Raw genomic sequence first — 22,664 nt, 5'->3', positions numbered from 1 at the left:
TAGCCCTGGAAGGGCCGGCCGCTGCGCGGCGGCACTGGTATTGGGCACTTGTTCACGTCGTGCGTCGTACGCCGTGGCGGCGCACTGAGGAGACCCCGATGAAAATGTTTTCCAGGCTCTGCATCGTCGCCCTGGCGACGACCTTCGGCAGCGCCGCCCTGGCGCAGCAGGCCGCCACGTTCAACGCGCGTTCGATCACGCCCGAGGCCGCCCTTCGCGCGGCGCAGGCGGCCCTGCAGAACTGCAGCAAGACGGGCTACCAGGTGGCGGTGGCCGTGACCGACCGGGCCGGGCATCCGCTGGTCATGCTGCGTGACCGGCTGGCCGGCCCGCATACCCCCGAGACGGCGATGAACAAGGCCTACACGGCCGTCACCTTCAAGATGGACACGCTGGCCTTTGCCCGCGTCACCCAGGCTAGCGAGCCGGCCTCTGGCATCCGGCAACTGCCGCGCGTGGTGGCCATCGGCGGCGGCCTGCCCATCGAATCGGCGGGTGCCCAGGTGGGCGGCATCGGCGTCTCGGGTGCGCCGGGCGGCGACGCCGACCACGTGTGCGCGCAGGCCGGCATCGCGGCCATCAGGGACGACCTCGAGTTCTGAGCCCGGCGAGTCGGGGCATTCCCCCTGCCGTGGCCGCGGACAACGCCGTACCCTGCGCGGCGAGGAGATCGACCATGGAAGCCCCGGTTCCGCCAACCCCCGTCACCGACGCCCGCCCGGCCACGGCCCGTGCGCAAGTCAAGCCCGTGGCCCTCGCGTCGCCGCTGCGCTGGTTGCTGCTTGGCGCCCGCGACCTGGCGGCCGCCCCGGGCATCGCGCTGTTCTACGGCCTGTGTTTCTGGGCGATGGCCGCCACCCTGGGCGCCGTGTTCCGGCACAGCCCGGCCTACACCATGACCGTGGTCTCCGGCTGCCTGCTGCTCGGGCCCTTCCTGGCCATGGGCCTGTACGAGGTGAGCCGCCGGCGGGAACAGGGCCTGCCGCAATCGCTGGGTGAGTCGCTCACCTGCTGGGACCGCCGCCTCGGCAGCATGGGGTTGCTGGTGCTGGTGCTGGTCGTGCTGGAGCTGCTCTGGGGCCGCGCCTCGCTGGTGGTGTTCGCGGTCTTCTTCGACACCGGCATGCCCTCCACCGCGGGCGTGCTCGAAGCGGTGTTCAACCCCCGCAACTGGCCCTTCGTCGCGGCCTATGTGGCGGTGGGCAGCGTCTTCGCTGGCCTGGTGTTCTGCAGCATGGTCGTGGCCATTCCGATGGTCCTGGATCGCGACACCGATGCCATCACCGCCGCCCTGACCAGCTTCCGCGTGGTGAGCATCAACCCAGTGGCCATGGGGTTCTGGGGCCTGCTGGTCGTGTCGCTCACGCTGCTGGCGCTGTGGCCCTGGGCGCTGGGCCTTTTGGTGGTGGGTCCGGTGCTGGGGCATGCGACCTGGCATGCCTACCGGGAGACGGTGGGCTGGGCGGAGTAGGGCTCTTGCTCGACCGGTCCGCGTCAATCCCCGTGGCTTGGCGAGCGGAGGGCCAGGCAGGCCGCCAGCGCGTCCGTCCTCAGCGCGCCGTCGGCATCACGAACTCCGCGCCTTTGCCGATGCTCTCGGGCCAGCGCTGCATGATGGACTTCTGCCGGGTGTAGAAGCGCACGCCTTCCTCGCCATAGGCGTGCATGTCACCGAACATGCTCTTTTTCCAGCCGCCGAAGCCGTGCCAGGCCATGGGCACCGGGATGGGCACGTTGATGCCCACCATGCCCACCTGGATGTTGCGGGCGAACTCGCGGGCCACGCTGCCGTCGCGGGTGAAGCAGGAGGTGCCGTTGCCGAACTCGTGCGCGTTGATCAGGTCGACCGCGTCCTTCAGGGTGGCCACGCGCACGCAGGACAGCACCGGCCCGAAGATCTCCTCGCGGTAGATGCGCATGTCGGGCGTGACGTGGTCGAACAGCGTGCCGCCCATCCAGAACCCGTCGGCGCAACCCTCTCCGGTGCCGGCCGCATCGAAGCGCCGCCCGTCCACCAGCAGCTTGGCGCCCTCGGCGGCGCCGGCCTCGATGTAGCCGCAGATGCGCTCGTGCGCGGCGCGGGTGACGATGGGGCCCATCTCCGCCTCGAGGCGGTTGCCGTCCAGCACCTTCAGCTGCCGGGTGCGCTCCACCAGCCTGGGCATGATGCGGTCGGCCACGTCGCCCACCAGCACGGCCACGCTGATGGCCATGCAGCGCTCGCCCGCCGAGCCATAGGCGGCGCCGACCAGGGCGTCGACCGCCTGGTCGAGGTCGGCGTCGGGCATGACCACCATGTGGTTCTTGGCTCCGCCCAGGGCCTGCACCCGCTTGCCCAGTTTGGCGCCGGTTTCGTAGATGTGGTTGGCCACCGGCGTCGAGCCGACGAAGGAGACGGCCTGCACCTGCGGGTGCGCGATCAGCGCGTCGACGGCCGCCTTGTCGCCCTGCACCACGTTGAACACGCCGTCGGGCAGCCCGGCCTGCTTGAGCAGGTCGGCGATCATCAACGAGGGCGTCGGGTCCAGCGGGCTGGGCTTGAGCACGAAGGTGTTGCCGGTGGCGATGGCCACGGGGAACATCCACATCGGCACCATCACCGGGAAGTTGAAGGGCGTGATGCCCGCCACCACGCCCAGCGGCTGGCGCATCGTCCAGTTGTCCATGCCGGTGGACACCTGGTCGGTGTAGTCGCCCTTGAGCAGCTGCGGCACGCCGCAGGCGAACTCCACGATGTCGATGCCGCGCGCGACCTCGCCCTGCGCGTCGGTGAACACCTTGCCGTGCTCGGCGGTGATGGCGCGGGCCAGCTCGTCCTGGTGTTGCCGCAGCTTCTCCAGGAAGGCGAACATCACGCGCGCACGCCGGATCGGCGGCGTGCTGGCCCAGCCCGGGAAGGCGGCCGCCGCCGCCGCGACGGCCTGGTCCACCTCGGCCGCATCGGAGAGGTGCACCTGCCCCGTCACCGCGCCGGTGGCGGGGTTGGTCACGGGCTGGTGGCGGCCCGATGCCGGGCGCTGCAGGCGCTGGCCGGCGACGTGATTGCCGATGAAGGAAGCTTGCGTCATGCCTTGGAGGATCGTGGGTTGGAAGACCTGCCAGTCTATGGATGTCAGGCGAGCGCGCAAGGCGCCTGCCTTGAAATCACTGTTCGCCATCGTGAACAATGCGTCGATGGAAAGCAGAAAAGTCGAAGGCCTCTGGAACCACCTGCACTGGCTCACGGTGCTGGCCGAGCAGGGCAGCTACACCGCGGCGGCGGCGCGGCTGCAGGTGAGCAAGGCTGCCATGAGCCAGCGCATCGCCGAGCTGGAGAAGGCGGTGGGCGTGCCGCTGGTGCGCCGCACCACCCGCAGCATGCAGCTGACGCAGACGGGGCAGCACCTGGTGAGCGGCATCCGCGCCTCCTATGACGCCATCGCGCAGAGCTTCGCCGGCGCGCGCGACGCCGCCGCCGAGCCGCAGGGCCTGGTGCGGGTGACGGCGCCCGTGGCGCTGGCCCGCCAGCACCTGGTGCCGGCGGTCGCGCGGTTCCTGGCCGGGCACCCGAGCATTCGCGTCGAGCTCGAACTGTCGGACCGGCTCAGCTCCATGGCATCGGAAGGCTTCGACCTGGCCATCCGCCATGCCGCCGCCGCACCCGACACGCATGTCGCCTGGGAGCTGTGCCGCACCACGTCCGTGCTGGTGGCCTCGCCGTCGTACCTGGAGCGGCACCCGCCGCCGGCCAGGCCCGAGGACCTGGCGGCGCATGCCTGCCTGCACTATCCGCGCGGGCGCGACGAGGCGGTGTGGTCGCTGGAGCGCGGCGCCGGCACCAAGGCGGGCCGGCGCGTGTCCGTGGCGGTGAAGGGGCCGCTGGCCGCCAACAACAGCGAGGTGCTGCGCGACGCGGCCCTCGAGGGGCTGGGCATCGCGCTCATTCCGGATTTCTCGGCGATGACGCTGCTGCAGTCGGGGCAGCTGGTGCGGGTGCTGCCGGCCTGGCGCCCCACCGGCACCTTCGCCGACCGCATCTACGCGCTGCGGCCGTATGCGCCTCAGGTGCCGCGCGCGGTGGATGCGCTGGTGCGCCACCTGCGGGCGTGGTTCGACAAGGGCTTCGCCGTGCCCGCAGCCCCGAAGCCGGATGCATCGCCGCCGGTCCCGGCGAAAAAAAGCCGGGTCCGATGACCCGGCCTTGCCGCTCGCGCGGCTCGGGATCGCCGCCGCGCAGCCGCATCAGCGGTTGCTGGCGCTCCCGCCCGCACCCATCGAAGAGGTGCCACCGGTGGCGCCGGAGCCCGCGGCGCTGGCCTGCTTCACCTCCAGCTGGTTCTTGACCTCCTTCACGCCCTCGATGTAGCGGGCGATCTCGCCGGCCTGTCGCTTCGCGTCTTCGGTGGGCGCGTTGCCCTTGAGCGTGACGACACCGTCCTTGGTGTCCACGTTGATGCCGGCGGCGCTCAGGCGACGGTCGAGGGACAGCCCCGTGTTCACCTTGGCGGTGATGCCGGGGTCGCCGAGCAGGCCGGCCGATCCCTGCGAGCCGGTCGACGATGGGCTCGAGGAGCTGGAGCTGCCCGTGGCCGCGCCCGAGGACGTGGCCGGGGCACTCGCCGCACCCATCGTGCTCGTGCTCGTGCTCGTGCTCGTGCTCGGGGTGGAGCCGGAGCCGCTGGCCGCCGACTGCTCCTTCACCTCGAGCGGTGCAGGCGACGAACCGGCGCCCATCGAGCGGGTGTTGTCGCTCATGCTGTCGCCGGAACCTGCGCCCGCGGAAGCCGCGAGGCTGCTGGACGAGGCGGCCGGCGTGGTGCCGGTGGTCGCCTGGCTAGCCTGCTGCTGCTCCTCGCGCCGCTCGGCACGCGCCTCGGCGAGGTCCTGGCGGGCTTCGCGGATGTCCTGCTGCGCCTCCTGGCGGGCCTGCTGCACCTCCTGCTGGGCCTCCTGGCGCGCCTCCTGCACGTTCTGCTGCGCGGCCTGTTGCGCCTGCTGCACTTGCTGCGGCACCTGGGATTGGGCCTGCCGCAGCTCCTGCTGCGCCTCGTCCAGCTGCTTGCGCGCCGCCGCGACTTCCTGCTGGGCCTGCTGCACCTCTTGCTGCGCCTCCGTCCTGGCTTGCTGCTCGGCCTGCTGGACCTCCTGCGGGACACGCGACTGTGCCTGCTGCAGCTTCTGCTCCGTTTGCTGCAGCTCCTCGCGAGCCTGCTGGACCTTCTGCTGCAGCTCATTCACGTCCTGCCGCGCCTCCTTGCGGGCTTCCTGCCCGGCCTGCTGGACTTGCTCCGGCACCTGGGTCCTGGCCTGCTGCAACTCCTGCTGCGATTGCTGCAGTTCCTGGCGAGCTTCCTGCACGTCCTGGCGTGCCCCCTGCACGTCCTGCTGGGCCTCGGCGCGCGCCTCGATCTGCTGCTCGACGGCTTCCTTGCGGGCTTCCACGACCTCTTGTCGTGCCTCCAGCTGGGCTTCCTGCACCTTCTGCGGCGCGGTCTGCTGCGCCTGCTGCAGGTCCTGGCGGGCCTCGGCGACGTCCTTCTGCTGGTCGCAGCCGGCGAGCGCCAGCAACACGACCGCGGAGGATGCGGCCGTCATCGTCTTCATGCTCTTGAGGTTCATCGGGTCTCTCCTGTTCGGTGTCCGGGAAAAGGGCGGCCGTGGAGGAAAGTCCGGGGCCGCCCTGCGTGTGGCGCCATGATCGTTCCGAGGACTGCGGCACGTGGCCTCCGAAATGAGCCGATAGGGGTAGGACGCCTGCCCTCCGCGGAGCCATCCTGGCCCGGCACCCGCGTCGTCCAGCGGGGTCAGCCGTGAGTCCCCGGTTCTCGGCCACGCTGACCAGCACGAGGCTGCGGTCTGCGAAACTCCTTCGACGGCAGCGCCACGACCGCGACCCGCATCGGGTCGGCTGCCCCGAAGGATCACCCCATGCGCATCCTCATCACCGAGTTCATGGACGACACCGCCGTCGACGGCCTGCGTGCGGCCCACGAGGTGGCCTACGACCCCGGACTGGTGGACGACGCCACCCGCCTGCTGGACGAGGCGCCCACCTGCGATGCCCTCATCGTTCGCAACCGCACGCAGGTGAGAGGCGAGCTGCTGGCCGCCCTGGGCCGCTGCAAGGTGGTGGGCCGCCTGGGCGTCGGGCTGGACAACATCGACGTCGAGGGTTGCGCCGCACGGGGCATCCAGGTCATCCCGGCGACCGGCGCCAACGCGCACAGCGTCGCCGAGTACGTGGTCGCCACCGCGATGCTCCTGCTGCGAGGCGCCTATGGCTCCACCGAATCGGTCGCCGCCGGGCAGTGGCCGCGCCATGCGCTCTCCCAGGGCCGTGAGCTGGCCGGCAAGACCCTGGGCCTGGTCGGCTTCGGCTCCATCGGCCAGCAGACCGCGCGGCTGGCCAGGGCCCTGGGCATGCGGGTGGCGGCTTTCACCCGGGCGGGCGGCGAGGAGGCCCTGCGCGCGGCAGGCGTGCCGGCACGTTCGCTCGACGACCTGCTGGCCGAAGCCGACGTCGTGAGCCTGCACGTCCCGCTCACGGACGCGACGCGGCAACTGCTCGATGCGCGCCGCATCGCGGGCATGAAGAAGGGTGCCATCCTGATCAACACCGCGCGCGGCGGCATCGTCGACGAGCAGGCGCTGGTGTCGGCCTTGCGAAGCGGCCAGCTCGCAGGGGCCGCGCTGGACGTATTCGCCGAAGAGCCGCTGGTGCGGGCCGATCAATTCAGGGGGTGCCCCAATCTGCTGCTGACGCCGCACATCGCGGGACTCAGCGTGGAGGCGAACGAGCGGGTGAGCAGCCTGGTGGCGTCGAAGGTGCTCGAAGCGCTGCGGTGAGGCGCCTCGCCGCCGCTGGCCCCCTCACCGTGATGGCATCGATTCGATGATGCGCACGTCCCGCTCCGCCGCGTCGCCCAGGGCTTGAAGCGCGGCCTGGTAGCCCGCGCCGTCATGGGCGGCGATCGCCTGTTCCACGCTGTCGAACTCGATGAGGACGGTGCGCTCCTTCAAGCCCGCCTCATAGGCAATGGCGGGCAAGCCGCGCGCCAGGAAGCGGCCACCGGCCGCCTGCAGGGCCGGGCCTGCGAGCTTCCCATACTCGAGCAGTGCGGCGGGGTCGTTGATGGAGCGGTACACGGCAATCCAGTAGGCCTTGGGCATGGTTCGAGTGCTTTCGTGGTTGGAGCAGCGGATTATGGAAGGGCCGGACAACAACCACCGGCACGGACCAGGGTGCCGATCGCCGCGGATCAGCGCTTCTTCGCCTGCGCCACGATCTCCGCCGTCATCGCCTGCGCCGCTGCCGATAGCGCCTTGCCTTTTCGCCTGGCCAGCCAGATCGGCCGTGCCAGGCCCGTATCACGCACCGGCACGCAGGCCAGCCCCGCGCGCTGGAAGTGGAACAGCGTGAGCCCGGGTACCACGCTCACGCCCACGCCGTGCGCCACCAGCGCGGCGACGGTGGCCAGGTGCTCGACCTCCAGCGCCCCGGGCTGCTCGAGTGCACCGGGCCAGGCTGCTTCCAGGCGCTGGCGCACGCTGCTGCTGCGCGCCAGGTGGATGAAGGGCTGGCCCTTCAGCTGCGCCAGCGTGACGCGGGACTTGCCGGCCAACGCATGGTCGGGCGGGCACACCAGCCAGAAGCCTTCCTTCTTCAGCGGCAGCAGGTCGAATTCGCGCAGGTCGGCGCCGGCGGTGATGGCCATGTCCACGGTGCCGGCCCGCAAGAGGTCGAGCCCGTGATCGGCCAGCGCATCGAACAGTTGCACCCGCACCTGCGGCCAGGCGGCGCCGTAGCGCGCGATCACGGGTGGCATCCACACCGCGGCCGCCGAGGGCAGGGCGGCGACGGCCACCTTGCCGATGCGCCGCGTGGCCATGTCGCGCAGGTGGGCCAGCGCGTGCTGCAGGTCGCTGCGGATGCGCCGCACCTCCTCGGCGAAGGCTTCGCCCTCGGGCGTGAGCGCGACCTGCCGGGTGGACCGCTCGAACAGGCGCACCCCGGCGGCGGCCTCGATGCGCGCGATCTTCTGGCTGAACGCGCTCTGCGACAGATGGCAGCGCTCGGCCGCGCGGGTGAAGTGGTGGGTGTCCGCCAGGGCCAGGAAGGCCTCGAGGTCACGATCCGACAGATTCATTGGCGTGGCGGATGAATTCATCCGAAAAATCCATTTTACGAATCGGCCGGGCCGCCGGAGGATGCGCCCCATGGACAACCCACCCCTGCTTCGCATCGGCTGCGGCGCCGGCTTCTCGGGCGACCGCTGGGACGCCGGCCTGCCCGTCGCGCGCACGCTCGTCGCGCGCGGCGGTCCGGCGGTGCTGATGTACGAAACACTGGCCGAGCGCACGCTCGCGCTGGCCCAGCTTCGCCGTCGCTCTCGGCCCGACGTGGGTTGGGAGCCGTCCCTGGCCGAGTACCTGCGGCCGGTGCTGGCCCTGTGCGTGCAGTCCGGAATTCCCATCGTGGGCAACTTCGGCGCCGCCAACCCGGCGGGTGCCGCCGGCCAGGTGCAGGCGCTGGCGCGCGAGCTGGGCCTGGGCAAGCTGAAGGTGGCGGTGGTGGAGGGCGACGACCTGCTGTCCGCGCTGGCACCCGGCGCCCTGCAGGGCTTGTTGCCCTTGCCCCTGCAGGGGCGTGAACTGGTCAGCGCCAATGCCTACCTGGGTGCGCAGGAGATCGCGGCTGCGCTGCGGGCCGGCGCGCAGGTGGTGGTCACCGGCCGCGTGGCCGATCCGGCGCTGGCGCTGGGGCCGCTGCTGGCCCACTTCGGCTGGTCCGATGACGACTGGGACCGCCTCGCCGCCGGCACCATGGCGGGCCATCTGCTGGAATGCGGCGCGCAGGTCACCGGCGGCTATTTCGCCGATCCGGGGTTCAAGGATGTGCCGGGGCTGGCCGATGTCGGCTTTCCCATCGTCGAGGTGCAGGCCGATGGCCGCCTGGTCGTGACCAAGGCCGACGACACCGGCGGACTGGTGGACCGGCGCACCGTCGCCGAGCAATTGCTCTACGAGATCCACGATCCCTTCGCCTATCTCACGCCCGATGTGGTGGCCGATCTGCGCGAGGTCGAACTGACGCAGCTCGGCAAGGACCGCGTCGAGGTGCGCGGCGTGCGCGGCCATCCCGCGCCGGCCACCCTGAAAGCCACCGTCTGCTACGAAGGCGGCTGGCTGGCCGAGGGAGGGATTTCCTATGCCGGTCCGCAGGCGGCGGCGCGCGCGCAGCTGGCGGGACAGGTGGTGCGTGAACGCGCGCGGCGCCTGCCCGCCCCGCCGGCGGCCCTGCGCTGCGACCTGATCGGCGTGGCCAGCGTCTTCCCCGACGACGCCGGTCGCTGGTGGGAAGGCGCCGAGCTGCCGGCCGGAGCGCCCGAGGTGCGGCTGCGCGTGGCGGCCACTTGCGGCTCGCGCGAACAGGCCGAGGCCCTGGTGCGCGAGGTGACCGCGCTCTACACCTGCGGCCCTGCCGGTGGCGGCGGCGTGCGCACGCAGGTCACGCCGCGCCTGTCCAGTGATTCGTGCTACGTGCCACGCGAGTGGCTGGCCCCGCGCTGGAGCTTCGTCCAATGAACACCGTCGCCCTGCACCAGCTGGCCCACGGTCGCACCGGCGACAAGGGCAACCGCTGCTCGATCAGCGTCATCGCCTACGACCCGGCGCACTGGCCGCTGCTGATCGAGCAGGTCAATGAAGCCCGGGTCGCGCAGCTGTTCGCGCACCGCCGCCCGAGTGCCGTCAAGCGCTACCTGCTGCCCCGCCTGCACGCCATGAACTTCGTCATCGACGAGGTGCTGGACGGCGGCGTGAACGGCTCGCTCAACATCGACGCGCACGGCAAGGGACTGTCGTTCCTGCTGTTGCAGTTGCCCATCCAGCTTCCCTAGACTCGCTCACTTCAACAAAGGAGACTTGCATGCCCATCACCCGCCGACTCGCCGTCCTGTCCGCCGCCCTGCTGTGGGCCGGATCGGCCGCCGCGCAGAGTTACCCGGCCAAGCCGATTCGCGCCGTCGTGCCCTTCGCGGCCGGCAGCGCCACCGACCAGATCGGCCGCGCCTTCGCGCAGAAGATGGCCGAGACACTCGGCCAGCCCGTCATCATCGACAACAAGCCGGGCGTGAACGGCATGCTGGGCGCCGCGGACGTGGCCAAGGCCACGCCGGACGGCTACACCATCCTGATCGGCACCAACAGCACCAACGCGGCGCTGAAAAGCCTGATGAAGCAGCTGCCCTACGACCAGGACACCGCCTTCGCCCCGGTGGCCTACATGGGCTCGGTGCCGCTGATCATGGCGGTGAACAACGACGTGCCGGCCAAGAACCTCAAGGAGCTGGTGGACCTGGCCAAGGGCAAGCCCGGCCACGTCACCTTCGCCAGCGCCAGCACCTCGCAGCTGGTGTCCACCGAGATGTTGAACGGCATGGCCGGCATCAAGATGACCAACGTGCCCTACAAGAGTGGCCCGGCGGCCATGACCGACCTGATCGGTGGCCAGGTGATGATGTTCAGCGCCGACTTCGCGGTCATGCTGCCGCAGGTCAAGGCCGGCAAGGTGCGCGGGTTGGCCGTGACGTCCAGCAAGCGCTCGCCGGCCGTCCCCGAGCTGCCCACGGTCAACGAGGCGCTGGGCCTGAAGGACTACGAACTCATCGCCTACTTCGCGGTGTTCGCCCCGGCCGGCACGCCGACCGAGATCGTGAACAAGCTCAACCAGGCGGTGAACGCCGCCGCGCAGAGCAAGGACATCCAGGAGAAGTTCGCGGCCATCGGCTTCACCGTGGAGCCGGCTTCGCCGCAGGCCCTGGCCGAGCGCAGCAAGCGCGAGACAGCCAAGTGGGCCAAGGCCATCAAGGACGCCGGGATCGAGCCGCAGTAACGGCCGGATCGGATCCCGTGCGAGACCTCTTGCAGGGCCAACCCTGCAAGGGGTCTTTTTCTTTTTGGAGGTTCGGACATCCGCGGCCGACGGGCGTTGACGCTTGGACACAAAACACCGCGGGGCGGTCGAGTCGGCGTGCCATATTGCATGTCCCCGCACCAGCCCCGGAGGCTCACATGACGCCTGTCGACACGATCAAGGACGCGTACGCCGCATTCGGCAGAAATGACCCATCGGTGCTCCTGGGCACGTTCGATGCGTCCGTGGCCTGGAACGAGCCGGAGGGGATGCCCTTGGCCGACCGGAACCCCTACCGGAGTGCGCAAGCGGTGGGCGAGGGTGTGTTGGGTCGAGTGGTCGCGGCGTTCGACGATTTCAGTGCGACCCCCCACACGTTCATCGACGGCGGCGACCAGGTGGTGGTGCTGGGCCGCTTCGGTGGCACGGCGAAGGACGGCGGGCAGAAACTCGACGCGCCGTTTTGCCACATCTACCGGTTCAGCGAAGGCAAGGTGGTGACCTTTCAGGGGTTCACCGACACCGGACAGTGGACGAAGTTGATGGGCTGATTTCGCAGCTCGCAGGCGGAGCGGCCCACGCGGCGGCACGCTCCATTAAGCTGGGCCCATGGCTACCAGGGCCCGCAAACACATCGACCTGGCACTGCAAGGTGGTGGTGCGCACGGCGCGTTCACCTGGGGCGTGCTCGAGCGCCTGCTCGAGGACGAGCGCATCGAGATTCGCGGAATCAGCGGGACCAGCGCCGGCGCCCTCAACGCCGTGGTGCTCGCGGACGGTCTGATGATCGCCGGGCGCAAGGGAGCGCGGCAGGCCCTGTCGCGCTTCTGGAGCCGCGTGAGCAATGCATCGGGGCACGTCCATAGCGTGGCCGCGCTGTTCGGTCATTGGCCGATCGAAGGCTCACCCCTGCACTTCTACCTCGATTGGCTGGGCCGTTCACTGGGCCCGCAGCAGTTGAACCCGCTGGACCTGAACCCGCTGCGCGACATCGTCGCCAGCGAGGTGAATTTCGATCGCGTGCGGGCTTGCGACAAGGTGCGCCTGTTCGTCTCGGCCACCAACGTCCGCACCGGCGAGTTGAAGGAGTTCCGCCAGCCGCAACTGTCGACGGACGCCGTGATGGCATCGGCCTGCCTGCCCTTGCTGTTCCGGCCCGTGGAGATCGACGGCGAGGCGTATTGGGATGGCGGTTATGTGGCCAACCCGTCCCTGCTGCCACTGGTGGCGGAGAGTCCGGCACACGACCTGGTGCTGGTGCAGATCAATCCGTCGCGCCGCGACGCACTGCCGCTACGGGTGCCCGACATCCTGGACCGGATCAACGAGATCACGTTCAACAGCAGCCTGGTCAAGGAACTGCGCACCTTGACCCTGCTGCAGCGCGTGCTGGAACAGGAAGGCGTGCCACCGGCGGGCGGACGCGCAACACTGTTCGGACAGATCGCGAGGCTGAAGCTGCATCGCATCCATGCGGACGCCGAGCTCTCGCGGCTTGGCGCGCGCAGCAAGGTCAACACCGCGTGGTCCTTCCTCACTCGCCTGCACGGCGTCGGTTATCAAGCCGCGTGCGGGTGGCTGGACGCGAACTTCACCCACTTGGGCCGACGATCGACCCTCCGTCTGCCGGAGCCGATCGACTGAAGGCTGGAACGGTCGACGCCGCTGTGGCTCGACCGGCACCACACAATGTGGGGATGGACGGATTCCAGCCCCTCATTCGCGCAGCCTGTCGATGCTGTCCGGGCCGCAGGGCAGCCGCACGGATCGCGCCTGCCGTCGACTGCGGCTTTCGCGCGGCGGGCCCATGCTGAGCATCGCCGCCATCCTCTTGTCACTCGTGCTGCTGATGGTCCTGGCCTACCGCGGCATCAGCGTGCTGATCCTGGCGCCGGCGATGGCGCTGCTGGCCGTGCTCCTGAGCCCGGGGGCGCCGCTGCTGGCGAGCTACACCCAAGTGTTCATGACAGGACTGGGTAACTTCGTCGCGCTGTTCTTTCCGCTGTTCCTGTTGGGGGCCATCTTCGGCAAGCTGATGGAGGACTCCGGCGCGGCACGCGTGATCGCGCAGCGCATCGTGCAGTGGCTGGGCTCGAGGCGCGCAGTGCTCGCCATCGTGCTGGCCTGCGCGGTGCTCACCTACGGCGGCGTGTCGCTCTTCGTGGTGGCGTTCGCCGTCTACCCGATCGCGGTGGAACTCTTTCGCGCGGTGGACGTGCCCAAGCGCCTGATCCCTGGAACCATCGCGCTGGGCGCCTTCACCTTCACCATGACGGCGCTGCCCGGCACGCCGGCCATCCAGAACGCGATCCCCATGCCGTACTTCGGCACCACGCCGTTCGCGGCGCCGGGGCTGGGGCTGATCGCCGGCGTGGTCATGCTGGGGCTGGGCGCGGCATGGTTGCTGTGGCGGGCTCGACGCGCGTCGATCGCCGGCGAAGGCTATGGCCACGCTCCCGACGCTCCCGACGCTTCCGCGGCCGTTCCCCGCAACGTGCGACCTCATGCGCAGGGCAAGGGCCATGACATCGCGGAACTGGGCCACGTGGGCGGCGTTGCGCCGCCGGCCCACTTGCCGGGCTTCGGGCAAGCCATTGCGCCCATCGTGGCCGTGGTGGTGCTCAATTGGCTTTTCAGTGTCCAGCTATTGCCCCGGATCGACACCGGTTACCTGGCCAGTCCGCTTTACGGCGCCACGAGGCTGGAAACGGTGCGCGGGACGTGGGCCATCATCGCCGCGCTGACCCTGTCCAACCTGCTGCTGGTCTTGCTCGCCCACCGCAGCCTGGCGACCCTGAAGGCGACGCTCGACGCGGGTGCCAGCGCCGCGGTGCTGCCGATCTTCAACACCGCGTCCCAGGTCGGCTACGGCGCGGTCATCGCCTCCCTGGCCGGGTTCGCGCTGATCCGCGACGCCGTCCTGGGCATCGCGCCGGGCAACCCGTTGATCTCGTTATCCATCGCGGTCAACCTGCTCGCGGGCATCACGGGGTCGGCTTCGGGCGGCATGAGCATCGCCCTGCAGACGCTGGGAGACACCTACCTGGAGATGGGCCGCGCCGCCGGCATCGCCCCGGACCTGCTGCACCGGGTGACCGCCATCGCCACGGGCGGTCTGGATGCCCTGCCTCACAACGGGGCGGTGATCACGTTGCTGGCGATCTGCAACCTCACGCACCGCCAGTCGTACCTCGACATCCTGGTGGTGGCGGTGCTCTCGCCGCTGGCCGCGCTGGCGCTGGTCGTCACGCTGGGGACGGTGTTCGGATCGTTCTGACCCAACGAAAAACCCCTTGCAGGGCAACCTGCAAGGGGTTTGATTTGGTGGCGCTTCACGGACTCGAACCGCGGACCTGTGGATTATGATTCCATCGCTCTAACCGACTGAGCTAAAGCGCCGAGAAGACCGCGATTATAGACCAAGCAAAAAGCGGTTCAGCGGTTCTGGAAGTGGGGCTTGCGCTTGTTCACGAAGGCGTCCATGCCTTCCTTCTGGTCGGCCGTGGCGAAGAGCGCGTGGAACAGGCGCCGCTCGAACATCACCCCGTCCGACAGCCCGCTTTCGAATGCCCGGTTGACCGATTCCTTGGCCGCCATCGTGGCCAGCTGCGAGAACTCGCAGATCACCAGGGCCGCGCCCAGCGCTTCATCCATGAGCTTGTCGACGGCCACCACCCGGCTCACCAGGCCCGAGCGTTCCGCTTCGGCGGCGTCCATCATGCGACCGGTGAGGGCCATGTCCATGGCCTTGGCCTTGCCCACCGCGCGCGGCAGGCGCTGGGTGCCGCCGGCGCCGGGAATGATGCCCAGCTTGATCTCCGGCTGGCCGAAGCGGGCGTTGTCGGCGGCGATGATGAAGTCGCACATCATGGCCAGCTCGCACCCACCGCCCAGGGCAAAGCCGCTCACCGCCGCGATGACCGGCTTGCGGATGGTGCGCACGGTTTCCCAATTGCGGGTGATGTAGTCGCGGCCATAGGTGTCGGCGAAGCTGTAGCCGGCCATGGCGCCGATGTCGGCCCCGGCCGCGAAGGCCTTCTCACTGCCGGTGACGATCATGCAGCCGATGGCCGGGTCGGCGTCGAAGGCCTTGAGCGCCGCGCCGAGCTCGTCCATCAGCGGCTCGTTGAGCGCGTTGAGCTGCTTGGGCCGGTCGAGCTGCACGATGCCGACCTTGCCGGCCTCGGTGCGTACCTGGATGAACTCATGAGCCATCGCGTCTCCTCGGGTTGCGAAAGCGGGGCACTTTACTCCAGCAGGTCGGCCGGCCCGATGCGTGCGAGAGCCACCGCCAGCCGGGCGCCGACCTCGGCGTTGTGCTTGATGAGGGCGATGTTGGTGGCCAGGCTGCGACCGCCGGTGAGCGTCCTGAGGCGGTCCAGCAGGAAGGGCGTGACAGCCTTGCCGGTGATGCCCTGCGCACGGGCCCCGGCCAGGGCCTGCGCGATCAGCCCATCGATCTCGCCCCGCTCCATCGCCGCGGCCTGCGGCACCGGCGTGCTCAGCACCACGCCGCCGGCCAGGCCGAGGTCCCACTTGGTGCGGATGAAGCGCGCCTGTGCGTCGGCCGTGTCCAGTCGCAGGTCGGCGCGGAAGCCGCTTTCGCGCGTATAGAACGCCGCGAAATCGTCCTGCTCGCAGCTGAGCACCGGTACGCCGTGTGTCTCCAGGTACTCCAGCGTGAGGCCGATGTCGAGGATGGACTTGGCCCCGGCGCAGACCACCGCCACCGAGGTGCGGGCCAGCTCCTGCAGGTCGGCCGAGATGTCGAAGGTTTCGCAGGCGCCCCGGTGCACGCCGCCGATGCCGCCGGTGACGAAGACTTCGATGCCCGCCAGGGCGGCGCAGATCATGGTGGCCGCGACGGTGGTCGCGCCCACGGCGCCGCGGCTCAGCACGCCGGGCAGGTCGCGCCGGCTGACCTTGGTCGCATCGCGCGAGCGGCCCAGCAGATCGAGCTCGTCATCGGACAGGCCGATGCGGATGCGCCCGCCCATCAGCGCGACGGTGGCGGGCTCGGCGCCGCGGGCCCGGACCAGCGCCTCGACCTCGCGCGCCGTCTGCACGTTCTGCGGGTAGGGCATGCCGTGGGCGATGAGGGTGGACTCCAGCGCGACCAGCGGCCGGCCTGCCTCGAGCGCGGCGGTGACGGCGGGACTGTGCTGCAGCCAGCGGGAAGAAGGTGGCAGGGCGCTCATGCCGGCAGTGTGACGCAGCGCCCGGCGCCGGTGTAGTCAGCGTTCTTAGAATGCGGTTCGGAAGGCACCTTCCCACCCCGGAGTATTTCTTGCAGCGTGTGACGCTCACCGTGTCGGCAGCCCTGTTCATGCTGCTGCTGGACACCACCATCCTCAACACCTCCCTGCCGGCCATGGCGCAGGCGCTGCGCGTGCCGCCGCTGACGCTGAGCGCGGCCATCACCATCTACCTGCTGGCCGGTGCGGCCGTGCTGCCCCTGGCGGCCTGGCTGGGTGAACGGTTCGGCCTGCGCCGGGTGTTCGCGCTCGCCATCGGCCTGTTCACCGTCGCCTCCTTGCTGTGCGGCCTGGCCGACAGTGCCACCGAGCTGGTGCTGGCGCGGGCGCTCCAGGGTGCCGGTGGGGGCTTGATGATGCCGGTGGGGCGCACGCTGGCGCTGCGCGGCGCGCGCCGCGAAGACCTGATCCGGATCACGGCGGTGCTGATCTGGCCGGCCCTCTTCGCGCCGGTGATCGGGCCGCCGCTGGGCGGTTTCATCACGACCTACTTTTCGTGGCGCTGGAATTTCTTCATCAACGTGCCGCTGGGCCTGGCGGCCATCGCGCTGATTCTCCGGTGGGTGCCGCGCGACCAGCGCACGTTGGTGCCGGCACTGGACATCGGCGGTGCGCTCGGTGCCGCCGCGGGGCTGATCCTGCTGCTGGGCGGGCTTGAATGGAGCGCCCATGCGACCGGCAACCTGCAGGCACGCCTGCCGGCGCTGACGGCCGTGGCCGCGGGCCTGCTCGTGCTCGGCGGCACCGTCGCCCATCTGCGGCGCACGCCGCATCCGGTGGTCAGCCTGGCGCCGCTGTCGCTGCGCTCCTTCCGGGTGGCGACCTTCACCGGCGGCACCTTCGCCACCATGTGCCTGCAGGCCACGCCCTTCCTGCTGCCGCTGCTGTTCCAGCTGGTGCTGGGACTGAGCGCGGTCGATTCGGGCTTGCTGCTGCTGCCCTACTTCTTCGGCAACCTGGCGATCAAGCCGGTCACCACGTTCCTGCTGATGCGCTTCGGGTTCCGTCGCGTGCTGGTGGGCGCCGGGCTGGCCTGCGCGCTGGCGATCGGCGGCTTCGGCTTCATCGATCCGGGCACGCCCTGGGCGCCGCTGGTGCTGCTGCTGCTGTTCGCGGGCTGCCTGCGCTCGATCCTGATGACGACGCTGAACACGCTCATGTTCGTCGACGTGCCAGCTCCGCAGCGTGCACCGGCATCGTCGCTTTCGAGCATGTCCTTCCAGGTGTCCAGTGCGCTGGGGGTGGCCGTGGGGGCGATGGTGCTGGCCACCGCCCAGCTGGCGTATGGGCACACCCGGCTCGGCATGGCCGAGTTCCAGGTGGTGTTCATCGTGGTGGGCCTGTTCTGTGCCTTGGCCACGGTGTCGTTCTGGCGCCTGCCGGACGACGTGGGCGCCGACATCACCAACGTGCCCGTCGGCTGACCTTCAGTCGAACGCCCAGGCGGCGAGCGTGCCGGTTCCCGCCGCGCCACGCCACAGGCGGCGCGCGGGCAGGTCAGACCCCGCGCCGCAGGCGATCATCAAGGGCAGCAGGTGTTCCTCGCGCGGGTGGCAGGCGCGGCCGCCCGGGGCCTCGCTCCACTGCGCGAGTCGGTCGGTGCGCGCGGACCAGCCGCCCGCGAGCGCCTGGTCCAGCCAGTCGTGGAAGGCCTGCGAGGCCGGGGCGGCTTCGGGGTAGTGGCGCTGGTTGTGGTAGCTCATGCCCGATCCCACGATCAGCACGCCCTCGTCTCGCAGCGGCCGCAGCGCTGCGCCCAGCCGGCAGTGAAAGGCGGGGTCGAGCCGGTGCTGCAGCGACATCGCCACGACCGGAATGTCGGCAGCCGGGAACATCACCTTCAACGGGATGAAGACGCCATGGTCCCAGCCGTAGGCGGGGTCGACCGCGGACTCGACGCCGGCCGCCTGCAGCAGCGACGCGGCACGCTGCGCCAGCGCGGGATCCCCCGGCGCCGGGTAGGTCAGCTCGTAGGTCTCGGGCGGGAAGTTGTAGTAGTCGTAGATCAGCCCGGGTCGCTCGCCACCGGTGAAGCTCGGGATCTCCGTCTCCCAGTGCGCGGTCGCCAGCAGGATGGCGCGGGGCCGCGCCGGCAGCAGGGTGTGGACCCCGCGCAGGAAGTCCTCGGTGGGCTGGTACAGGCGCTTGCGTTCGCCGGTCATGAAGAACGAGGGGCCGCCGCCGTGCGGAACGAAGAGCGCGGGCAGGCGCGGGATGGTCATGTCGAGGCTCCCTGAAGAGGAGCCTTCGCGGCGATGCGGAAGTTGAGCACCCGGGTCGCGATCAGCGTCTCGGCCAGGAAGCACAGCAGCGCGAGCAGGAAGGACACCACGCCGAGCAGGAAGCCCGCGATGGCGTACTGGCTGGTGCGCAGCGAGGCGGCCTCGCCCAGGAACAGCAGGATGATGGTCACGCCGATCAGGAAGGCGCAGGTGGTCAGCAGCCCGATGCAGCCGTTGGACAAGCGGCCCCGCACCCGCAGCGAGCGCAGCTCCTGCGCCACGCGCTCCAGGTGAGCCGGGTCCGACAGGTGCTCGGCGTCTTCTTCAAGCTTGCGGCCGCGGTCGATGATGCGGCCGAGCCGACCGGCGACGGCGCCGATCATCCCAGCGACGGCGGTGAGCAGGAACACGGGTGCGACGGCAAGCTGGATGCCGTGGGTGATGGACGCGTTGTCCAGAAGAAAAGCCATGAAGGATGATAGGCCCCGCCGAAGCGGCTTCGGCGCCTCACCCCTGGGGGGCGCCATCAGCGGCCCGGCCGAGCCGGTTCCGCGGTGGCACTGGAAGGGCCTGCCGCTGCGCGGTGGCGCGGGAACATCCAGTCTCTCTCGCCCGGGATCGACTAACGCTGTTCGATGGTGTCCACCATCAGGTCGACGAAGGCTTCGTCACCCATGCTCACGCGGATGCGCACCGGCAGGTACTGCAGCGCGGGGGCGATCCAGATTTCGGCCGTGATGTTGCCGCGCGGCTTGGGCAGGGCGCGCGGGACCAGGCGGAACGCCTCCACCTCGCCGTGGCGCGGCGTCTGCAGCAGGGTGCTTTCGACGATGTCGTAGGTCCAGAGGTCGGCCGCGTTGGGGCGTGCCAGCCAGATTTGAACCGAGCCGCCCAGTTCGAGCCGTTCGCGCCCGCTCGCGAAGCGGTGGCCCAGTTCGACGAACTGGCTGGCGGTGTCCTGCACGCTCGGCGGGCGCGGTGCGGTGCTGCCGTTGTCGAACACCAGCCGCTCCCGTTCCATCTGCACGGCACGGCGGTTGCCGCGACGCGTCTCTTCGTACACCTCGGGCACGAGGCCGTCGGGCCGTACCTCGCCCTGGCTGGTCATCACGCGCGTCCCGGCCAGGCTGATGTCCAGCGTGACCCGCGCCTGGTAGGTCGATCCCTCCCGCTGCCATTGCACCTGGGCGCTGCCGTAGAGAGGGCCGCCGCGGTACTGGCCGGTCAGTGCATAGCTCAGGCGCGAGTCGCGTGGCCAGCGGTCGAGCGCCGCCGGGTCGGAGCCGGCGTTCGCAGGTTCGGCGCTGGCCGCTGGCGCGGGCTCGGAGGGCGGCGCGGGCTCCGCGGTGGGATCGACGGCGGGCTGCGTCGCAGGGGTCGCATCCGCCACCGGTTCAGGCGCCTGTGCCACGGGTTCGTCGGCACTCGCGGGTGCCTGCGGCTCGGGCGCCGGGGGCGTGGCCTCGGGCTCGGGCTCGGGTCCTGGCGCTGGTGGCGGCTCGGGCTTGGGCTCGGGCTCGGGCCGGGGGTCCGGCTTCGGCTCGACTTGCGCCACCTGGGGCTCGATCGATCGCAGCACCGGACGTTCGGGCGCGGCCGGCGCGGTCGCCACCATCGACGCGGAAGGCCCCGGCGGCGGTGGCGCTTCGGGCACCAGGACACGCGTGAACAGCGGCTCGTCCAGCGTCTTCAGCGCGCTGGCCTGCGGCCGGTGTCGTGCCAGCCATTCCAGGCCCGCCACGTGCAGCAGCAGCACGGCGAGCACCACCACGGGCAGCCGGGCGGGCCGGGAGCGTGTTCCCTTCAGGCCGGTCCTGCCAGCCATGGCTGCGCCAATGCGGCGTCGCGCAGCACCAGCCGCCAGGTCTGCACACCGGGCGGCAGGTTCAGCTCGAGCCGCAGCAAGCGCCGGTCCCGCGAGACCAGCGCGATCACCCGGCGGTGGTTGCCGGCATACAGCAGCAGGTCGTCCAGCTTGGCCATGCGCCAGCCCTGTCCGCCCACCTCGACGCCCAGCCATTCGTCGCCGGCGGCCAGGCCCGCCTGCTCGGCGGCGCCGCCACGCAGGACGGTCTTGACCTGCACGGTGCCGCCGGCCTCGGTGCTGCGCAGCCCCAGGCGTTGCTGCAGTTGCGCGGGCTCGTGCAGCACGCTCACGCCACGCGTGGCCAGCAATTCCTCCAGCGGCAGCTCGCGCGTGCCGTGCACCCAGGCCGCGATCTCGCGGGTGAAGCTGCGCCCGGACAGCTCGCGCAGCACGGCGGCGAAGTCGGCCTCGGTCATGGGGCCGCCCTTGCAGCGCGCCCACAGCCCGCGCATCACGTCGTCCAGCGTGGTGCGGCCCTCGGCGCGCAGCGTGAGGTCGAAGCACAGGGCGACCAGCGCCCCCTTGGTGTAGTAGCTGATGGTGGCGTTGGGCGTGTTCTCGTCCTGCCGGTAGTACTTCACCCAGGCATCGAAGCTGGCCTGCGCCACGGACTGCAGCTCGCGCCCCGGCGCCTGCAGCACCTGGTTGGCGGTCTTGGTCAGCAGGCGCAGGTAGGTGGTGTCGTCGATCAGGCCCGCGCGGCGCAGCAGCAGGTCGTCGTAATAGCTGGTGAAGCCCTCGAAGAACCACAGCAGCTGGGTGTAGTTTTCGCCGGCGTAGTCGTAGCGGGCGAACTCCGCCGGCCGCAGGTACTTCACGTTCCAGGTGTGGAAATACTCGTGGCTGATCAGGCCCAGCAGCGTCGTATAGCCCTCCGACGCCCGCGGCTCGCCCAGGCGCGGCAGGTCGCGGCGCGACGCGATGAGGGCGGTGGAGTTGCGGTGCTCCAGGCCGCCGTAGTTGTCATCGACCACGTTGAGCATGAACAGGTAGCTGCCGTAGGGCGCCTTCTTGCGGTCGTGCCAGAAGCGGATCTCGGTCTCGCAGATCTTCTGGGTGTCGGCAACCAGGCGCTCGCCGTCGAAGGACTCGGTGGCCCCGGCGACCACGAAGCGGTGCGGGATGCCGCCGGCCTTGAACTCGGCACTCCAGAAGGTGCCCATCTCCACCGGGCAGTCCACCAGCTCGTCGTAATTGGCGGCGTAGTAGGTGCCGAAGCCCCGCTTGAGCGGCTTGTGCGCAGACAGCCCGGTGGCCGCTTCCCAGTGGGGCAGCGGCGGCACCAGCTCGATCAGGTGCGGGTGCGACTCCTGGCCATGCACCCGCAGGCACAGGCTGGTGCCGTTGAAGAAGCCCCGGTGCGCGTCCAGCCAGGCCGTGCGCACCGAGTTGTCGAAGGCATAAACCTCATAGGTGAGCGTGAGCGGACTGCTGGCCATGCACTCGGCGGTCCAGCTGGCCTTGTCCTGCTGGTGCAGCGGCACCGGCCGGCCATCCTGGCGGGCGGCCAGGCGTTGCAGGTGCTTGCTGAACTCGCGCACCAGGTAGCTGCCGGGGATCCATGCCGGCAGTGACAGCCGCTGCGGCGCGGACGGCTGGTCGATGACCAGCGTGACGCGCCACAGGTGGGCATGCAGGTCCGCCGCCTCGACCCGGTACGAGATGGCGGCGCTGCGCCCCGCCGTCACCGGCTGTTGCCCGCCAGGTGCTTCTCGACCTGCGCGGCGGCGATGGCTCCGGGCACGCGGGTGCCGTCGCCGAAGATCACGGTGGGGGTGCCGCTGATCTTGTGCTTGCGGCCGAACTCCACGTTGCGGGCCAGGGCGGCGGTGTCGCAGCTGGCCTGCGTGGGCACCTGGTCGCGCACCATCCAGTCGGTCCAGGTCTTGCCCTTGTCCTTGGCGCACCAGATGTTGCGCGACTTGTCGGTGCTGTCCGGCCCCAGGATCGGGTACAGGAACATGTGGATGGTGACGTTGTCGACCTTCTGCAGGTCGCGCTCGAAGCGCTTGCAATAGCCGCAGTTCGGATCCTGGAACACCGCCATCTTGCGCTTGCCGTTGCCGCGCACGATGGTGAAGGCGTCCTTCACCGGCAGGCTGTCGAAGTCGATCGCCAGCAGCTTCTCCATGCGCTCCTCGGTCAGGTTGCGCCGCTCGCGGGTGTCGATCAGTGCGCCCTGGATCAGGAAGTTGCCATTGGCATCGGTGTAGAGGATGTCGCTGCCCATGCGCACCTCCCACAGGCCCGGCATGGCGGTCTTGCTGACTTCGTCGATCTTGCCGATCTGCGGCACGCGTTCGATCAGGTTCTTGCGGATGGTGGCCTCGGGCGACTGCGCCAGCGCCGCGCCGCACAGGCCGGCGGCCAGCAAGGCAGCGCCGAGCACGCGTTGGATGTGGTTCATGTGTGTGTCGTTGAAATCG

Annotated in this window: 22 protein-coding genes and 1 tRNA gene; 11 read left to right on the top strand and 12 right to left on the bottom strand. The window is 70.1% G+C overall.

Annotated features, from left to right (window positions below; genetic code table 11):
- Positions 1 to 98: 98 nt before the first annotated feature.
- Together JI739_RS14655 and JI739_RS14650 are read left to right on the top strand one after the other, a co-directional pair.
- Entirely contained in the window at positions 99 to 602 is a 504-nt protein-coding gene (locus JI739_RS14655) for a GlcG/HbpS family heme-binding protein (RefSeq protein ID WP_236589655.1), read from the top strand.
- 74 nt (positions 603 to 676) lie between these two features.
- Positions 677 to 1,471, top strand: coding sequence for a DUF2189 domain-containing protein (locus JI739_RS14650; RefSeq protein ID WP_201684667.1), 795 nt, complete (start codon positions 677 to 679; stop codon positions 1,469 to 1,471).
- A gap of 79 nt (positions 1,472 to 1,550) precedes the next feature.
- On the opposite strand, the gene JI739_RS14645 is transcribed toward JI739_RS14650, so the two are convergent.
- On the bottom strand, positions 1,551 to 3,068 hold the full coding sequence (locus tag JI739_RS14645; protein WP_201684666.1) for a CoA-acylating methylmalonate-semialdehyde dehydrogenase: 1,518 nt from the start codon (positions 3,066 to 3,068) through the stop codon (positions 1,551 to 1,553).
- A 106-nt stretch (positions 3,069 to 3,174) separates the two neighbouring features.
- Between JI739_RS14645 and JI739_RS14640 the strand changes: the two genes are divergently transcribed.
- Positions 3,175 to 4,173, top strand: coding sequence for a LysR family transcriptional regulator (locus JI739_RS14640; RefSeq protein ID WP_201684665.1), 999 nt, complete (start codon positions 3,175 to 3,177; stop codon positions 4,171 to 4,173).
- 48 nt (positions 4,174 to 4,221) lie between these two features.
- On the opposite strand, the gene JI739_RS14635 is transcribed toward JI739_RS14640, so the two are convergent.
- On the bottom strand, positions 4,222 to 5,598 hold the full coding sequence (locus JI739_RS14635; RefSeq protein WP_201684664.1) for a BON domain-containing protein: 1,377 nt from the start codon (positions 5,596 to 5,598) through the stop codon (positions 4,222 to 4,224).
- Between the two features lie 309 nt (positions 5,599 to 5,907).
- Between JI739_RS14635 and JI739_RS14630 the strand changes: the two genes are divergently transcribed.
- Entirely contained in the window at positions 5,908 to 6,825 is a 918-nt protein-coding gene (locus JI739_RS14630; RefSeq protein ID WP_201684663.1) for a hydroxyacid dehydrogenase, read from the top strand.
- Positions 6,826 to 6,849: 24 nt separating this feature from the next.
- Here the strand turns inward: JI739_RS14630 and JI739_RS14625 are convergent, their stop codons facing one another.
- On the bottom strand, positions 6,850 to 7,149 hold the full coding sequence (locus JI739_RS14625; protein WP_201684662.1) for a DUF1330 domain-containing protein: 300 nt from the start codon (positions 7,147 to 7,149) through the stop codon (positions 6,850 to 6,852).
- 89 nt (positions 7,150 to 7,238) lie between these two features.
- Positions 7,239 to 8,126, bottom strand: coding sequence for a LysR family transcriptional regulator (locus JI739_RS14620; protein ID WP_201684661.1), 888 nt, complete (start codon positions 8,124 to 8,126; stop codon positions 7,239 to 7,241).
- A 70-nt stretch (positions 8,127 to 8,196) separates the two neighbouring features.
- Between JI739_RS14620 and JI739_RS14615 the strand changes: the two genes are divergently transcribed.
- The 6 genes from JI739_RS14615 to JI739_RS14590 all read left to right on the top strand — a co-directional run bounded on the left by JI739_RS14615 (position 8,197) and on the right by JI739_RS14590 (position 14,171).
- Entirely contained in the window at positions 8,197 to 9,564 is a 1,368-nt protein-coding gene (locus JI739_RS14615) for an acyclic terpene utilization AtuA family protein (RefSeq protein WP_201684660.1), read from the top strand.
- Positions 9,561 to 9,878, top strand: a complete 318-nt coding sequence (locus JI739_RS14610) for an AtuA-related protein (RefSeq protein WP_201684659.1) — start codon at positions 9,561 to 9,563, stop codon at positions 9,876 to 9,878. The genes JI739_RS14615 and JI739_RS14610 overlap by 4 nt, the downstream gene beginning before the upstream one ends.
- Before the next feature lie 29 nt (positions 9,879 to 9,907).
- The gene (locus JI739_RS14605) at positions 9,908 to 10,873 is read left to right on the top strand and encodes a Bug family tripartite tricarboxylate transporter substrate binding protein (protein WP_201684658.1); all 966 of its coding nucleotides are present in this window, start codon (positions 9,908 to 9,910) and stop codon (positions 10,871 to 10,873) included.
- Between the two features lie 179 nt (positions 10,874 to 11,052).
- The gene (locus JI739_RS14600) at positions 11,053 to 11,445 is read left to right on the top strand and encodes a nuclear transport factor 2 family protein (RefSeq protein ID WP_201684657.1); all 393 of its coding nucleotides are present in this window, start codon (positions 11,053 to 11,055) and stop codon (positions 11,443 to 11,445) included.
- A gap of 58 nt (positions 11,446 to 11,503) precedes the next feature.
- Positions 11,504 to 12,538 carry a patatin-like phospholipase family protein gene (locus JI739_RS14595; RefSeq protein WP_201684656.1) on the top strand — a complete coding sequence of 345 codons (1,035 nt, stop codon included), beginning with the start codon at positions 11,504 to 11,506 and terminating at the stop codon, positions 12,536 to 12,538.
- 163 nt (positions 12,539 to 12,701) lie between these two features.
- Complete coding sequence (locus tag JI739_RS14590) at positions 12,702 to 14,171, top strand: GntP family permease (RefSeq protein WP_201684655.1); 1,470 nt, start codon at positions 12,702 to 12,704, stop codon at positions 14,169 to 14,171.
- A 45-nt stretch (positions 14,172 to 14,216) separates the two neighbouring features.
- Here the strand turns inward: JI739_RS14590 and JI739_RS14585 are convergent.
- The 3 genes from JI739_RS14585 to JI739_RS14575 form a co-directional block, all read right to left on the bottom strand.
- Positions 14,217 to 14,293 (bottom strand) — tRNA-Met (locus tag JI739_RS14585).
- A gap of 36 nt (positions 14,294 to 14,329) precedes the next feature.
- A complete protein-coding gene (locus JI739_RS14580) occupies positions 14,330 to 15,109 on the bottom strand; it encodes an enoyl-CoA hydratase (protein ID WP_201684654.1) in 780 nt (259 codons plus the stop codon).
- A 32-nt stretch (positions 15,110 to 15,141) separates the two neighbouring features.
- Positions 15,142 to 16,092: a pseudouridine-5'-phosphate glycosidase gene (locus JI739_RS14575; protein WP_201684653.1), complete on the bottom strand. Its 951-nt coding sequence runs from the start codon at positions 16,090 to 16,092 to the stop codon at positions 15,142 to 15,144.
- A gap of 98 nt (positions 16,093 to 16,190) precedes the next feature.
- Between JI739_RS14575 and JI739_RS14570 the strand changes: the two genes are divergently transcribed.
- A complete protein-coding gene (locus JI739_RS14570) occupies positions 16,191 to 17,573 on the top strand; it encodes an MFS transporter (protein WP_354003736.1) in 1,383 nt (460 codons plus the stop codon).
- Between the two features lie 3 nt (positions 17,574 to 17,576).
- On the opposite strand, the gene JI739_RS14565 is transcribed toward JI739_RS14570, so the two are convergent.
- The 5 genes from JI739_RS14565 to JI739_RS14545 form a co-directional block, all read right to left on the bottom strand.
- Complete coding sequence (locus tag JI739_RS14565; RefSeq protein WP_201684651.1) at positions 17,577 to 18,371, bottom strand: DODA-type extradiol aromatic ring-opening family dioxygenase; 795 nt, start codon at positions 18,369 to 18,371, stop codon at positions 17,577 to 17,579.
- Positions 18,368 to 18,841, bottom strand: coding sequence for a DUF2721 domain-containing protein (locus tag JI739_RS14560; RefSeq protein WP_201684650.1), 474 nt, complete (start codon positions 18,839 to 18,841; stop codon positions 18,368 to 18,370). The genes JI739_RS14565 and JI739_RS14560 overlap by 4 nt, the downstream gene beginning before the upstream one ends.
- A gap of 152 nt (positions 18,842 to 18,993) precedes the next feature.
- Positions 18,994 to 20,196 (bottom strand): DUF3108 domain-containing protein, encoded by a 1,203-nt coding sequence (locus tag JI739_RS14555; RefSeq protein WP_201684649.1) that lies wholly within the window; start codon positions 20,194 to 20,196, stop codon positions 18,994 to 18,996.
- Positions 20,175 to 21,926 carry a M61 family metallopeptidase gene (locus tag JI739_RS14550; RefSeq protein ID WP_201684648.1) on the bottom strand — a complete coding sequence of 584 codons (1,752 nt, stop codon included), beginning with the start codon at positions 21,924 to 21,926 and terminating at the stop codon, positions 20,175 to 20,177. The genes JI739_RS14555 and JI739_RS14550 overlap by 22 nt, the downstream gene beginning before the upstream one ends.
- The gene (locus tag JI739_RS14545; RefSeq protein WP_201684647.1) at positions 21,923 to 22,645 is read right to left on the bottom strand and encodes a DsbC family protein; all 723 of its coding nucleotides are present in this window, start codon (positions 22,643 to 22,645) and stop codon (positions 21,923 to 21,925) included. The genes JI739_RS14550 and JI739_RS14545 overlap by 4 nt, the downstream gene beginning before the upstream one ends.
- Between the last annotated feature and the right edge of the window lie 19 nt (positions 22,646 to 22,664).

It is taken from the genome of Ramlibacter aurantiacus (genome assembly GCF_016722895.1).
Classification (GTDB): Bacteria; Pseudomonadota; Gammaproteobacteria; order Burkholderiales; family Burkholderiaceae_C; genus Ramlibacter; species Ramlibacter aurantiacus.
This window is presented reverse-complemented; position numbering and strand designations above follow the sequence as displayed.